Here is a 13554-nt window from a genome sequence, read left to right on the forward strand (position 1 = left end):
CTTAACGACGGGCGCTATTTTATAGAACCGTGACTTTCCGTCAACCTTTTGATTCGAAAACTCATTTCTTTCCGGCCGTGGTGCTCAGATGGGGCCAGGCAGCCAACAAGTACTGGGTCATGGACCATAGCGTGAGTGCCGCGGCGACGATTAACAGCGCATAGCCAAGGACGACCCAGAAGGTCAGTTGCGGAGGATTGGCCAGAAGCAGGACCAGGGCCACCATTTGCGCAGTGGTTTTCCATTTGCCCAGGTTCGAAACCGCAACCTGGGCCCGGGCACCCAGTTCGGCCATCCATTCGCGCAAAGCCGATACCATGATTTCGCGACCAATGATGATGATGGCCGGCAGGGTCAGCCAGAGATTGGCATGTTCGCCGACCAGCAGCACCAGCGCCACGGCGACTATCAACTTGTCCGCCACGGGATCGAGAAAGGCGCCGAAGGGAGTACTTTGCTGCAGGCGACGGGCGAGATATCCGTCGAACCAGTCGGTCACCGCCGCAAAAGTGAACACGGCGCTAGCTGCCAAGTAGCTCCAGGTAAACGGCAGATAGAACAACAGAATGAAAACTGGGATCAGCAAAACACGCAGAATTGTCAGAATGTTGGGGATGTTCATCGGCACGGCTGGGCTACGAAGTCAGCGGGCATTCTACTCGCTGTGCAGGGCCGCATAAATCGAATCGGCGAGCTTTTTGCTGATCCCTGGAGCCTTGGCGATTTCATCGATGCTGGCCCGGGAAAGCTCCTGGAGCCCGCCGAAAAACTTGAGCAGTTCGCGTCGGCGCTTCGGCCCTACCCCGGCAACCTCCTCCAGACTGGAGGTACGCCGTGCCTTGCCCCGTCGTGCCCGGTGCCCGGTAATGGCGAAACGGTGGGCCTCATCGCGGATCTGCTGGATCAGATGCAGGGCCGGCGAATCGGCCGGCAATGTGAATTCGTGGGCGGCATCGTTCAAATAAAGGGTTTCCAGACCGGGCTTGCGGGTGACGCCCTTGGCCACACCGAGCAGGATCAGGTCCGGTACCGCCAGCTCCTGCAAAACCTCCTGCGCGATCGCCAGTTGTCCCTTGCCGCCGTCCACCAGGAGAATGTCGGGAAGCTTGCCCTCGCCTTCTTGCAACTTGCCAAAACGGCGGGTCAACGCTTGCTGCATGGCGGCGTAATCATCGCCGGCGGTGACGCCCTCGATGTTGTAGCGACGATACTCGCCCTTCAAGGCGCCTTCGGGTCCGAATACCACGCAGGAGGCGACGGTCGCCTCGCCACTCGAATGGCTGATATCGAAGCACTCCATGCGCAGGGGCGGAGCATCCAGGTCGAGCGCTTCGGCCAGGGCCTCGAAACGAGCCGTCAGATGCTGACGATGGGCCAGGCGCGCGGACAGCGCCTGCTCCGCGTTGGCAACCGCCAACTGCTGCCAGCGCGCCCGCGTGGCGCGTACCCGATGGCGGATATGCAGCTCGCGGCTCCGCTGCTCCGTCAAGGCCAGGATGAGCGCAGGGAAGTCTTCGTGCGTGGCATTGACGATAATTTCGCCGGGTAGATCGCGCTCCGGGTTGGCCAGGTAGTACTGGCCGAGAAAGGCTGCCAGGACATCCCCGACCTCCTCCTCGATCCCCACCTGCGGGAAGAAGTTCTTGCTGCCCAGCACGCGTCCTCCACGCACGCTGATCAGATGGACGCAGGCGCCACCGGGCTTGACCACAGCAGCCAACACGTCCACGTCGCCGCTGCCCCCCTCCATGCTCTGCTGATCCTGGACTCGGCGCAGCAGAGCGATCTGGTCACGCAGCTCGGCGGCACGCTCGAAATCCAGGCGGGTAGCCGCCCGCTCCATGGCGGCGGAAAGCTCCTCGGCCAGGGCGTTGCTGCGCCCTTCGAGAAACATCACCGAATGACGTACATCCTCGGCATATTCGGCCGGCTCGACCAGACCGACGCAGGGAGCCTTGCAACGCCCGATCTGATACTGCAGGCAGGGGCGCGTCCGGTTTCTGAAGTAGCTGTCTTCGCACTGGCGGACCTGAAAAGCCTTTTGCAGAAGGCCCAAGCTTTCGCGTATTGAACCAGCACTGGGATAGGGACCGAAATAGCGTCCCTTCCGCTGCTTAGCTCCCCTGTGGATACCGAGTTGGGGAAAGGCGCCATCGGACAGGAACACATAGGGATAGGACTTGTCGTCGCGCAGCAGGATGTTGTACGGCGGCCGCCACTCCTTGATGAGGGTCTGCTCGAGCAGCAGCGCCTCGGTCTCGTTGGCGGTGATGGTGGTTTCGACTTGGGCTATCCGTGCCACCAAGGCAGCCGTCTTCGGCGCCAGCCCGCTCGTGCGGAAATAGCTGGCCAAGCGTTTCTTGAGATTCTTGGCCTTCCCGACGTAAAGCAGCTCGCCTTTCGCATCCAACATCCGGTAGACGCCGGGATGACTGCTGCAGTGAGCCAGAAAAGCCGCATCGTCGAAGGCATTCCCCATCAGTTGGATGCGTCGACCATGCCGTGTCGCACGGCCAATAGCGCCAGCTCCACGTCGCTGTTGATGGAAAGTTTCTCGAAGATGCGGTAGCGGTAGGTGTTCACCGTTTTCGGCGAGAGACAGAGCTTGTCGGAAATACTCTGCACCTTCTCGCAATTGGCGATCATCAGGGCAATCTGGATCTCCCGCTCGGAGAGCAGATCGAAGGGAGAACCGCTCTGCTGCGGCTGGAAGGCCTTCAGGGCCAGTTGCTGGGCGATTTGCGGACTGATATAGCGATGCCCGGCGAAGACCTGGCGAATGGCCTGAACCATCTCGTCGAGAGCCGCACCCTTGGTCAGGTAGCCGGCCGCCCCGGCCTGCATGAGACGCGTGGGGAACGGGTCCTCCTCGCATACCGTCACCGCGATCACCTTGATGTCGGGATTGCTGCGCTGCAGCTTGCGAGTCGCCTCGAGGCCGCCGATGCCGGGCATCTTGACATCCATCAGGACCACATCGGGCTTGAGATCGCGCGCCTTCTTCAGGGCTTCTTCGCCCGAGCTGCCTTGTCCGACGACCTGCAGGCCGTCGATATCGGCCAGCATCCGAGTGATGCCAGCGCGGACCAGATCGTGATCATCGACCACAAGCACCCTAATCAACAGACACCTCGTTTCGTGTCGGCACAGACTACGAGCAACCTGCCTGGAATGCATTCGGCTAGGGCCGAACCGTCAGGAGAATCGGCCAGCCACCTGCGAGGTGGGCAAGCCGGTCGACTCGACCAGTAGGTGGCGGAGGCGGTGAGATTCGAACTCACGGAAGAGTCTCCCCTTCGGCGGTTTTCAAGACCGCTGCCTTAAACCACTCGGCCACACCTCCGCGTAAGTGCGGACGGCAATTCTTACCGGATCACCTTCGAGTGTCAAACAGTTGTTTTCAGGTGATCTCCGGATAACTGGGCAATAAATATGAAATAGCCCGAATTTTCATTTTGTGCCCGGCAAATGACGGTCAACACGCTGAAGAATAACGATGACGATGAAAAGAATCGGAGATGGATACTACATGCCGACTCGGCATGCTAAGTTTTTCGATCTCGTCCTTGCGGAGAGTTGCCTGATGTTCGCCCGTCTTTTGTCCACTTCCCTACTCATCTTCTCTTGCAGCGCGGTTCTCGCCACGGAGTATCGGGTAGGCGAATTGCAAATCGATACCCCTTGGTCGCGGGCATTGCCGCCGAATGCGCCGGCCGGTGCCGTCTATTTCACCGTGAAAAACGGTGGCCTGACAGCAGATCGCCTGACGGGCGCCGATACTCCGAATGCGGCGAAAACCGAATTGCACACCCATCTCAGGACGGGCGAAGTCATGCGCATGCAACGCATCGACTCGATCGAGGTGCCCGCCGGCACGGCAGTGAAGCTCGCTCCCGGCGGGCATCACATCATGATCTTCAAGCCGAAACGACCGCTCGCGGCCGGCGAGCGCTTTCCCCTGACTCTGGAGTTCGAGAAGGCCGGCAAGGTCGAGATCGAGGTCGAAGTCCGCAGCGATGCTCCCGCCAGCGCTGGGCACGAGCACCACTGACTCAGACTGCACGGCGCCCCGTCACTGGTCTACGGGGGTGCGCATGGTGACGAACTCCTCCGCCGCCGTCGGGTGAATGCCCAGCGTCTCGTCGAACACCTGCTTGGTGGCGCCCGCCTTGAGCGCCACGGCGAGCCCCTGGAGAATCTCGCCGGCCTCGGGGCCGACCATGTGGCAGCCCAGCACCCGCTCGGAAGCGGCATCCACCACCAGCTTCATCAGGCTGCGCTCCTGGCTGTCGGTCATGGTCAGTTTCATGGGCCGGAAGCGGCTTTCGAAGATCTTCACCTGATATCCGGCCTTGCGCGCCTGCTCCTCGGTCAGCCCTACGGTACCGATGTTCGGCAGGCTGAACACCGCCGTCGGAATCAGGCGATAGTCGACCGGTCGGTACTGCTCGGGGTTGAACAGGCGGCGGGCGACCGCCATGCCCTCGGCCAGGGCCACCGGCGTGAGCTGGACGTTGCCGGTGACATCGCCGATGGCCAGGATGGAAGGCTGGCTGCTGCGGTACAGCTCGTCGACCCGGATGTAGCCCCGCTCGTCCAGTTCGACCCCGATCTCCTCCAGCCCTAGGTCATCCAGCATCGGCCGGCGCCCAATGGCATAGAAGACGCAGTCGGTCTCCAGGCTGCGCCCATCCCGCAGGGTGGCCCGCAAGCTGCCGTCGGCCTGGCGATCGATGCGGGCGATATCGGCGTTGAACTGCAGGTCCAGTTCGCGCTTGAGCATCTCGTCGCGCAGATGCTCGCGGACCGCCGCGTCGAAGCCGCGCAGGAACAGCTCGCCGCGGTACAGCAGGCTGGTCTTGGCCCCCAACCCGTGGAAGATCGAGGCGAACTCCACCGCGATATAGCCCCCGCCCACCACCAGCACCCGTTCCGGGCATGCCGGCAGATGGAAAGCCTCATTGGACGTGATGGCGTGCTCTCGCCCCGGAATGTCCGGCACTACGGGCCAGCCGCCGGTCGCGACGAGGATGTGCTCGGCGCTGTAGCGCTGCCCGTTCACCTCCACGCCATGCGCATCGGTCAGCCGCGCATGCCCCTCCAGTAGAGTGACGCCGCTGTCCGTCAGCAGCTTGCGATAGATGCCGTTCAGGCGCTGGATCTCGCGATCCTTGCTGGAGATCAGGCCGGCCCAGTCGAAACGTGTCTCGCCCAGGCTCCAGCCGTAGCCACGCGCCTGCTCGAAGTTCTCGGCGTAGTGCGCGCCATAGACCAGGAGCTTCTTCGGCACACAGCCAACGTTCACGCAGGTCCCCCCCAGATAGCGACTTTCGGCCACCGCCACCTTCGCCCCGAAACCGGCGGCGAAACGGGCCGCCCGTACGCCGCCGGAACCAGCGCCGATGACAAACAGATCGAAATCGTAGGCCATGAGCCCCTCTCCCCTTTCACGAACCGGCAGGATATCCCATGCAAGGAGCACGAGAAGATGTGTCCAGAAAGCCGGAATTAAAAGGCCGCCCGCAGGCGGCCCTTCGTTCAGAAACGGCGCATCAATACGCCTTGCCGAGCTTGTACAGGTTCTCGAAGCAGAAATTGGTGGCCTCGATGTATCCCTCGGCGCCACCGCAGTCGAAGCGCTTGCCCTTGAACTTGTAGGCCATCACGCATCCGTCCTTGGCCTGCTTCATCAGCGCGTCGGTGATCTGGATCTCGCCGCCCTTGCCAGGCTCGGTTTGTTCGATCACTTCGAAGATATCCGGCGTCAGGATGTAACGGCCGATGATCGCCAGATTCGAAGGGGCGTCTTCCGGCTTCGGCTTCTCCACCATGGAGCTGACCCGGTAGATATCATCGCGAATCATCTCCCCGGCGATGACCCCGTACTTGGAAGTTTCCTCCGGCGGCACTTCCTGGATCGCCACGATCGAGCAGCGGAACTGGTTGTACAGCTTGACCATCTGGGTTAACACACCGTCGCCGTCGAGGTTGATGCACAGGTCGTCGGCTAGCACCACGGCGAAAGGCTCGTCGCCGATCAGCGGACGGCCGCAGAGAATCGCATGGCCGAGGCCCTTCATCTCGACCTGGCGGGTGTAGGAGAAGGTGCAGGAGTCGATCAGCCGGCGAATGCCGATTAGGTATTTTTCCTTGTCGGTGTCACGGATCTGATGCTCGAGTTCATAGCTGATGTCGAAGTGGTCTTCGAGTGCGCGTTTTCCTCGGCCGGTGACCATCGCGACCTGCGTCAGGCCGGCATCCAGCGCTTCCTCGACCCCGTACTGGATCAGCGGCTTGTTCACGATCGGCAGCATTTCCTTGGGCATCGCCTTGGTGGCGGGCAGGAAGCGGGTACCGTAACCGGCGGCGGGAAACAGGCATTTCTTAATCATGGGAGTCCTTAAGAACGCAAATGACGGCAAATCTGATCGGGCGTCCGGAGTGAGCCAGCGCCACGCCCGCTATCCTACCGGAGAGACATGTGCCCAGGCATGCCAGATGCCATGGGAATCAAGACCATACGAACGAACAGGGGTTCGCCGGCAGGATGCCCCTCGGTAGATGGGTATGCGAGATTTGATTAGAATATAACGACATTTTGCAAAGATCACGACGGGGTCTTCCATGGAAAGCAAGACTGCGCGCCTCACCGTACTCATTGATCCGGTCAAGAAGAAGGCCTTCGAGGAACTCTGTGCCGCCCAGGACCAGACGCCTTCCCAGGTAGTCCGTCAGTTGATCCGCGACTACCTGGAAGCCCATGGCGTCACCTACGCCACGCAGCCCCAGGTCCCCGCTGTCAGGAAGCCATGACCTCGGCCTTTTCCTCGCTGGCGGACAGGGCCTCGGCAAAGCTCGCGTGATAATCGCGTGCACCGATCAACTCCAGTATTCCCGCCCGCTCCAGCTTGCCATGCACCCGTGCGCTCGCTTCGCAGAGCTTGACCCGGATCCTGCGTCTTTCCAGTTGCCGGATGACTTCCTCCAGCGTCTGCAGACCGGTGATATCCATGAAAGGCACCCGCTTCAGGCGAATGATCAGCAGGCGCGGGTCGGTATGGGTACTGGCCAGCACACGTTCGAAGGTTTCCGCCGCGCCGAAGAACAGCGGTCCATCGACGGTATAGACCAGTACCCCGTCGGGTAGCCGGCTATGCCCGTTGCCGAGCAGTTCCGGCTCCAGATCCCGCTCGAGCTGCTGCCGCACGGCTACCGAAGAGGCCATGCGGCGCATGAATTGAAGCATGGCCAGGATCACGCCGATGTTCACCGCGATTACCAAATCACTGAACACCGTCAGTCCGAAGGTGATCAACAGAATACCGACGTCTGCCCTGGGCGCCCGCCGCAGCATGCGCTTGAAGTGCTTCAGCTCGCTCATGTTCCAGGCCACCACGAAGAGAATGGCGGCCAGCGCGGCCAGCGGAATGTTCGCCGCCAGCGGCGCCAGGAACAGCAGGATCAGCACCAGCACAAGCGCATGGACGACGCCGGCCAGGGGACTGTTGCCGCCATTGCGAATGTTGGTCGCGGTGCGGGCGATCGCCCCGGTGGCGGCGAAGCCGCCGAACAGCGGCGTGGCCAGGTTGGCGATGCCCTGGCCAATCAATTCCTGGTTGGAGTCGTGCTTGGTTCCGCCCATGCCGTCGGCGACCACGGCGGAGAGCAGCGATTCGATGGCGCCGAGCATGGCGATGGCGAAGGCCGGGCCGATCAGTTCGATCAGCCGCGACAAAGTGATCTCCGGCAGCTCGAGCTGCGGCAACCCCTGGGGAATGCCACCGAAGGCGCTGCCGATGGTAGCCACCCCGTCGAACCGAAAGAACGACTGGATGACGGTAGCGGCAACCATCGCGATCAGCGGACCGGGAATGCGCCGCAGCATCCGCAGGCGCGGCGCGAAGATGACTAGCGCCAGGCTGGCCAGGGCCAGCAACGTGGTCGGCGGGTGCAGTTGCGGCAGCGACTGCAGCAGGTGCCAGAATTTCTCGTGGAAATGCGTGCCCGCCACTGCCGGCAAGCCGAAAAAATCCTTCCACTGGCTGACCCAGATAATCACCCCGATACCGGCCGTGAAACCGACGATGACCGGGTCCGGAATGTACTTGATGACCGTCCCCAGGCGAGCGACACCGAGCAGCAGGAGAATGCCGCCGGCCATCAGAGTCGCGATCTGCAGGCCATCGACCCCGTGCTCGGCGGCCACCCCGGCCAGAATGACGATGAAGGCGCCGGTCGGACCGGCGATCTGCAACCGGCTGCCGCCGAACAGGGAAACCAGTAGGCCGCCGACGATGGCGGTATAGATGCCCTGCTCCGGTTTCACCCCGGAGGCGATGCCGAAGGCCATGGCCAGCGGCAGCGCCACGACACCGACGATGACGCCGGCGACCAGGTTGCGCAACCAGTGCTCCCGGCGCAGCAGACCGGCCTGCCATGCCTCACGGATTGCAATCATCATGATCCTCCCGGAACCTGAATACGCACATTAAATTAACATTCGATGTTAATTGCAGAGTCCCGTCCCATGTCATCTACCCCGGAATTTTGCCAGCCGAGAACGGGACCCCACCCCATAGAATTCGCGATCCATCCCACAGGAAAGCGCTTTATATCCTTCCGCTCGGGCAGCCTCTTCGGCCGAAGAACACGACCCGGCCGGAGCAGTGCAGCCTAGCCGTCAAGCAGAGCATGGGGGGGCACGCTGCTCTGGTATATCGCCGCGCTGCTCATCACCACGGGCTATACCTCCATCAATGCCATCTTCAGGGCGGAACTGTTTCCGCGTGCCCTTGGCGTCGGCTTCCCCCTTCGCGGTGACCGTATCGTTGTTCGGCAAGACCGCCGAGTACCTCGGCCTGTAGTTGAAAAGCATCGGCCACGCGAGCTGGTTCTACTACTACGTCAGCGCCTGTGCCGCGATGTCCCTGATCGTCGCCTTGTGCATGAAAGACACCAAGGCGACCTCGCGGATGGACGCCGGACACGCATGACAAGCCAAGACAAATACGCCGAGAAAACAAGAGAGGACATTCCCATGAGCGATGCAAAAGTCCGTTTCGACTGCTTTGACCCTCTGATGCTGGACCAGCAACTGACGGAAACCGAGCGCATGGTTCGCGACGCCGCCCGGGCCTATTGCCAGGAAAAACTGGCTCCTAGGATTCAGGAAGCCTTTCGGCAGGAGCGTACCGACCGGGAGATCTTCGCCGAGATGGGCGAGTTGGGGCTGCTGGGAGCGACCATACCCGAAGCCTACGGCGGCGCCGGCATGAACCATGTCTGCTACGGCCTGATCGCCCGCGAGGTCGAGCGGGTCGACTCGGGCTATCGTTCGATGATGAGCGTTCAATCGTCCCTGGTCATGCTGCCCATTAACGAATTCGCCACACAGGCCCAGAAGGAAAAATACCTGCCCAGGCTGGCCAGCGGCGAATGGGTCGGCTGCTTCGGCCTGACAGAGCCGAATTTCGGCTCCGATCCGGGCGGCATGGCGACGCGGGCGCGCAAGGCCGACGGCGGATACCGGTTGTCCGGCTCGAAGACCTGGATCACCAACAGTCCGATTGCCGATGTCTTCGTGGTCTGGGCCAAGACCGACGATGACAGGATTCGCGGCTTCATCCTGGAAAAGGGCTGGCAAGGGCTTTTTGCGCCGGCGATTCACGGCAAGGTCGGCCTGCGGGCATCGATCACCGGGGAAATCGTCATGGACGAAGTGTTCGTCCCGGAAGAGAACATGCTCCCCGACGTGAGCGGTCTGAAAGGGCCTTTCACCTGCCTCAACTCCGCCCGCTACGGCATCGCCTGGGGCGCGCTGGGCGCCGCCGAGTTCTGCTACGAGACGGCCCGCCGGTACACCCTGGACAGGACCCAGTTCGGACGCCCGCTGGCGGCCAACCAGTTGATCCAGAAAAAACTCGCGGACATGCTCACCGAGATCGCTCTCGGCCTGCAGGCCTGTCTGCGGGTCGGCCGCCTGAAGGACGAAGGCAACGCGCCGGTCGAGGCGACCTCGATCATCAAGCGCAACTCCTGCGGCAAGTCCCTGGACATCGCCCGGATGGCGCGGGACATGCTGGGCGGCAATGGGATTTCCGACGAATTCGGCGTGGCCCGCCATCTGATCAACCTGGAGGTGGTCAACACCTACGAAGGCACCCACGATATCCACGCGTTGATTCTCGGACGCGCCATCACCGATATCGCGGCCTTCGCCAACTAGGCCGCCCCCATCCACCTCAACGGCACAGGCGAAAACATGACCGGCGCTTTATCGCACATCCGCGTCCTCGACCTTTCCCGGATTCTAGCCGGTCCCTGGGCCAGCCAGATCCTCGGCGACCTGGGCGCGCAAGTCATCAAGGTCGAACGCCCGGGTGTCGGCGACGATACCCGGAGCTGGGGCCCGCCCTTTCTCAAGGACGAAACGGGACGGGACACCGACACCGCCGCTTATTTTCTCAGCGCGAACCGCAATAAAAGGTCCATCACGCTGAACATGGCCAAACCGCAAGGACAGGCGCTGATCCGCGAGCTGGCGGGCAGATCCGACGTGTTGCTGGAAAATTTCAAGGTTGGCGGTCTCCAGCAGTACGGCCTGGATTATGCGGCGCTCAAGGCCATCAACCCTCGCCTCGTTTACTGCTCGATCACCGGCTTCGGCCAGACCGGCCCCTACGCCAACCGGGCCGGCTACGACTTCCTGATCCAGGGTCTGGGCGGCCTGATGAGCCTGACCGGCCTGCCCGACGGCCAGGAAGGCGCCGGTCCCATGAAGGTCGGCGTGGCGCTCACCGACGTCCTGACCGGCCTGTACGCGACCAGCGGGATCCTGGCGGCACTGGCGCACCGGGAAAAGACCGGCGAAGGACAGTACATCGACGTGTCCCTGCTCGATGTCCAGGTGGCTTGCCTGGCCAACCAGGCGCTGAATTACTGCACCACGGGACAGTCGCCGAAACGGCTGGGCAACGCTCATCCCAGCATCGTGCCCTACGAGGATTTCCCGACCGCCGATGGCCACATGATCCTGGCGATCGGCAACGACGCCCAGTTCGCCCGCTTCTGCGCGGAAGCCGGGCAAGCGGAGCTGGCGGAAGATCCCCGCTTCGCGACCAATGCGGAGCGGGTCCGCAACCGCGCGGCGCTCATTCCGCTGCTGCGGCGCATCACCGTGACGCGCGAAACCCCGGCATGGATCCGGGCCCTGGAAGCGAAAGCCATTCCCTGCGGGCCGATCAACGATCTGGCCGGCGTCTTCGCCGATCCGCAGGTGAAAGCCCGGGAAATGCAACTGAGCCTGCCACACCCGGAGCTCGGCCCGATCCCCCAGGTCGCCAGCCCGATCCGGCTGTCCGGCAGCCCGGTGACTTACCGCCGTGCCCCGCCGCAACTGGGGGAGCACACCAGCGAGGTGCTGCGCGATGTCCTGGGACTTTCCGAGCAACGCATCGAGCAACTGCGTCGCCAGGGCGTCGTCTGAGGCCCTACGGAAAAGCCGCGGGCGCAAAAGCGGATTCGGCCCGCATCGCCGCGCCCCGGAGCGGCCGAGAACCGCGAGGAGCCAGGACCGGCAAGCCTGGCGCCAGCGTCGATCCCGACAGCGAACTGGCAAAAACCCATTTGTGAGCCACACTTGTCCAGTCACGGCTTGGCGCCAGTTCGCCCTCGCGGTCGTGACGACTCGCGTGGCGAAGCCATTCGATCAACGGTCGAGGTTCTTTCGCCGATCGGCGTCCACACTTCATGAATGACGAGCCGCCGACGCTCGCCGGGCGGTTATAGCCTCGAAAGGCTTTGCGAAGGCTCTGCCGAGCGCCTTTGGCCATCCTTTCGAGGCAACGACACAACAGGGAAGCCATCGCACCAGGAGGGCTGCGCGGCCGCAAGGCCCACCAAAGACTCATCGATGACTGCTGGCTTAGCGGGCCTTTCGAACACCTCTTACCGAAGAGAAGAGGAACGAGAGGTCCGGCAAGGAAGATTCGACTGGAGGATGACCATGAGTAAAGCCGCTGTACAAGCCCAGCGTATCGAGCCCCAGGATTGGAACATATGGCTCAAGACGGGCCGGCCCACCCCGCAGATCCGCACCGTCCAAGAAAACGAAAGCAAGAAGAAAGTCCTCTTCGTCACCTCCGAACTCTCCGATCTGATCAAGACCGGTGGGCTGGGAGAAGTTTCCGCCGCCCTGCCCCGGGCACTGCGCCTCCATCACGATGTCCGCGTGCTGCTGCCCGGCTACCGCCAGGTCATGGACAGCGGCCACCCCATCCGCCTGGTCGGCAGTCTCGCCGGGCATGCCGCCCTGCCCCGCTGCCGGGTCGGCCGCATCGACCTGGATGATGGCCTGATCGTCTACGTCCTCGTCAGTCCCGAACTCTATGAGCGCGAAGGCACCCCCTACGGCGACGAGCGCAACCGCGACTGGCCCGACAACCACATCCGCTTCGCCCGCCTGGGACTCGCCGCCGCCGACTTCGCCGCCGCCAACGCCGGCGTCAGTTGGCGTCCCGAGCTGATCCACGCCCACGACTGGCCAGCGGGACTCGCGCCAGCCTACCTGCGCTGGCGCGGCCAAGGCACTCCCTGTGTTTTCACCATCCACAACCTCGCCTATCAAGGCCTGTGGCGGCCGGAATGCCGCGCGGAACTGGCCATCCCGGAGGAAGCGCTACGCATGGAGCGCATGGAATTCTATGGCCAGTTGTCCTTCCTCAAGGCCGGCATCGCCTATGCCGACCGCGTCACCACGGTGAGCGCCACCTACGCCCGAGAAATCACCACCCCGGACTTCGGCTGCGGCCTGGAAGGCTTCCTCCGGGAAAAGGCCGAGCGGGGTTTTCTGAGCGGCATCCCCAACGGCATCGACGAAAGCTGGGAACCGGAAACCGACCCGCACCTGTTGTGCAACTTCAGCGCCGGCGACTGCGCCGGCAAGGCCGTGCACGCCGAGTACGTGCGTCGCCGGTTCGCCCTCGAAACCTGTGCGGGCCCGCTGTTCGTGGTGGTTTCCCGGCTGGTCCGGCAAAAGGGCCTGGACCTGACCCAGGCGCTCGCCGACACCCTGGTCGAACAGGGCGGTCAACTGGCCGTCATGGGGCGTGGCGAACCCGAGCTGGAAGACAGCATGCGGCGACTAGCCGAACGTTTTCCCGGCCGGGTGGGCGTGGACATCGGTTTCGACGAAACCACCGCGCGACGCATGTTCGCCGGCGCCGACTTCCTCTTGATGCCCTCGCGCTACGAACCCTGCGGCCTCAGCCAGATGTACGCCCAGCGTTTCGGTTCGCTGCCCATCGCGCGCCGGACCGGCGGGCTGGCCGACACCATCGAAGATGGCGTGACCGGTTTTTTGTTCGAGGAAGCCAGCCTGGAAAGCTACCGCGAAGCCGTGCTGCGGGCCTTCCGGGTATTCGCCACGCCGCATCTTCTCCACGCCATGCGCTGCCGCGCGATGACCGCACCCTGTTTCTGGCGACAGACCATAGACCCCTACCTGCAGCTCTACCGGCAGCTTCTGGAAGGCCGGCATGGCGAGGCATGAACGGA

Annotated in this window: 11 protein-coding genes, 1 tRNA gene and 1 pseudogene; 6 read left to right on the forward strand and 7 right to left on the reverse strand. The window is 62.9% G+C overall.

Features of this window, described 5'->3' with window-relative positions; all coding sequences use genetic code 11:
* Window positions 1–61: 61 nt before the first annotated feature.
* From pgsA to ACGI6K_RS10715, 4 genes are all read right to left on the reverse strand, one after another.
* Window positions 62–622, reverse strand: coding sequence for a CDP-diacylglycerol--glycerol-3-phosphate 3-phosphatidyltransferase (gene pgsA / locus ACGI6K_RS10700; protein ID WP_376943717.1), 561 nt, complete (start codon window positions 620–622; stop codon window positions 62–64).
* 33 nt (window positions 623–655) lie between these two features.
* Complete coding sequence (uvrC, locus tag ACGI6K_RS10705; RefSeq protein WP_376943715.1) at window positions 656–2479, reverse strand: excinuclease ABC subunit UvrC; 1824 nt, start codon at window positions 2477–2479, stop codon at window positions 656–658.
* Window positions 2479–3123, reverse strand: a complete 645-nt coding sequence (gene gacA / locus ACGI6K_RS10710) for a response regulator transcription factor GacA (protein WP_376943713.1) — start codon at window positions 3121–3123, stop codon at window positions 2479–2481. The genes uvrC and gacA overlap by 1 nt, the downstream gene beginning before the upstream one ends.
* A gap of 130 nt (window positions 3124–3253) precedes the next feature.
* A tRNA-Ser gene (locus ACGI6K_RS10715) sits at window positions 3254–3343 on the reverse strand.
* 240 nt (window positions 3344–3583) lie between these two features.
* On the opposite strand from ACGI6K_RS10715, the gene ACGI6K_RS10720 reads away from it, so the two are divergent.
* A complete protein-coding gene (locus ACGI6K_RS10720; protein ID WP_376943711.1) occupies window positions 3584–4051 on the forward strand; it encodes a copper chaperone PCu(A)C in 468 nt (155 codons plus the stop codon).
* A 21-nt stretch (window positions 4052–4072) separates the two neighbouring features.
* Here ACGI6K_RS10720 and gorA read toward each other — a convergent pair whose 3' ends face one another.
* Together gorA and galU are read right to left on the reverse strand one after the other, a co-directional pair.
* A complete protein-coding gene (gene gorA, locus ACGI6K_RS10725) occupies window positions 4073–5431 on the reverse strand; it encodes a glutathione-disulfide reductase (RefSeq protein WP_376943709.1) in 1359 nt (452 codons plus the stop codon).
* Between the two features lie 121 nt (window positions 5432–5552).
* Complete coding sequence (gene galU / locus ACGI6K_RS10730; protein WP_376943707.1) at window positions 5553–6392, reverse strand: UTP--glucose-1-phosphate uridylyltransferase GalU; 840 nt, start codon at window positions 6390–6392, stop codon at window positions 5553–5555.
* Between the two features lie 232 nt (window positions 6393–6624).
* Here galU and ACGI6K_RS10735 point away from each other — a divergent pair, with 232 nt between their 5' ends.
* Window positions 6625–6813, forward strand: a complete 189-nt coding sequence (locus tag ACGI6K_RS10735; protein WP_376943705.1) for a ribbon-helix-helix protein, CopG family — start codon at window positions 6625–6627, stop codon at window positions 6811–6813.
* On the opposite strand, the gene ACGI6K_RS10740 is transcribed toward ACGI6K_RS10735, so the two are convergent.
* Entirely contained in the window at window positions 6800–8458 is a 1659-nt protein-coding gene (locus ACGI6K_RS10740; protein ID WP_376943703.1) for a SulP family inorganic anion transporter, read from the reverse strand. The two genes, ACGI6K_RS10735 and ACGI6K_RS10740, sit on opposite strands and share 14 nt — an antisense overlap.
* Before the next feature lie 258 nt (window positions 8459–8716).
* On the opposite strand from ACGI6K_RS10740, the pseudogene ACGI6K_RS10745 reads away from it, so the two are divergent.
* The 4 genes and pseudogenes from ACGI6K_RS10745 to glgA form a co-directional block, all read left to right on the forward strand.
* Window positions 8717–8993, forward strand: a pseudogene (locus tag ACGI6K_RS10745) (alpha-ketoglutarate transporter); the annotation flags it as partial.
* Between the two features lie 44 nt (window positions 8994–9037).
* Entirely contained in the window at window positions 9038–10225 is a 1188-nt protein-coding gene (locus tag ACGI6K_RS10750; protein WP_376943701.1) for an acyl-CoA dehydrogenase, read from the forward strand.
* Between the two features lie 36 nt (window positions 10226–10261).
* On the forward strand, window positions 10262–11485 hold the full coding sequence (locus tag ACGI6K_RS10755) for a CaiB/BaiF CoA transferase family protein (RefSeq protein ID WP_376943699.1): 1224 nt from the start codon (window positions 10262–10264) through the stop codon (window positions 11483–11485).
* Window positions 11486–11998: 513 nt separating this feature from the next.
* Entirely contained in the window at window positions 11999–13549 is a 1551-nt protein-coding gene (glgA, locus tag ACGI6K_RS10760) for a glycogen synthase GlgA (protein ID WP_376943697.1), read from the forward strand.
* Window positions 13550–13554 lie beyond the last annotated feature (5 nt).

Source organism: Azorhizophilus paspali (assembly GCF_043587585.2).
GTDB lineage: Bacteria > Pseudomonadota > Gammaproteobacteria > Pseudomonadales > Pseudomonadaceae > Azotobacter > Azotobacter paspali.

Bases quoted from the DNA above. Each gene is read 5' to 3' on its own strand.
- ACGI6K_RS10750 (WP_376943701.1), top strand. From the start codon at position 9,038: ATGAGCGATGCAAAAGTCCGTTTCGACTGCTTTGACCCTCTGATGCTG.
- gorA (WP_376943709.1), bottom strand. From the start codon at position 5,431: ATGGCCTACGATTTCGATCTGTTTGTCATCGGCGCTGGTTCCGGCGGC.
- ACGI6K_RS10720 (WP_376943711.1), top strand. From the start codon at position 3,584: ATGTTCGCCCGTCTTTTGTCCACTTCCCTACTCATCTTCTCTTGCAGC.
- ACGI6K_RS10740 (WP_376943703.1), bottom strand. From the start codon at position 8,458: ATGATTGCAATCCGTGAGGCATGGCAGGCCGGTCTGCTGCGCCGGGAG.
- uvrC (WP_376943715.1), bottom strand. From the start codon at position 2,479: ATGGGGAATGCCTTCGACGATGCGGCTTTTCTGGCTCACTGCAGCAGT.
- pgsA (WP_376943717.1), bottom strand. From the start codon at position 622: ATGAACATCCCCAACATTCTGACAATTCTGCGTGTTTTGCTGATCCCA.
- ACGI6K_RS10755 (WP_376943699.1), top strand. From the start codon at position 10,262: ATGACCGGCGCTTTATCGCACATCCGCGTCCTCGACCTTTCCCGGATT.
- galU (WP_376943707.1), bottom strand. From the start codon at position 6,392: ATGATTAAGAAATGCCTGTTTCCCGCCGCCGGTTACGGTACCCGCTTC.
- glgA (WP_376943697.1), top strand. From the start codon at position 11,999: ATGACCATGAGTAAAGCCGCTGTACAAGCCCAGCGTATCGAGCCCCAG.
- ACGI6K_RS10735 (WP_376943705.1), top strand. From the start codon at position 6,625: ATGGAAAGCAAGACTGCGCGCCTCACCGTACTCATTGATCCGGTCAAG.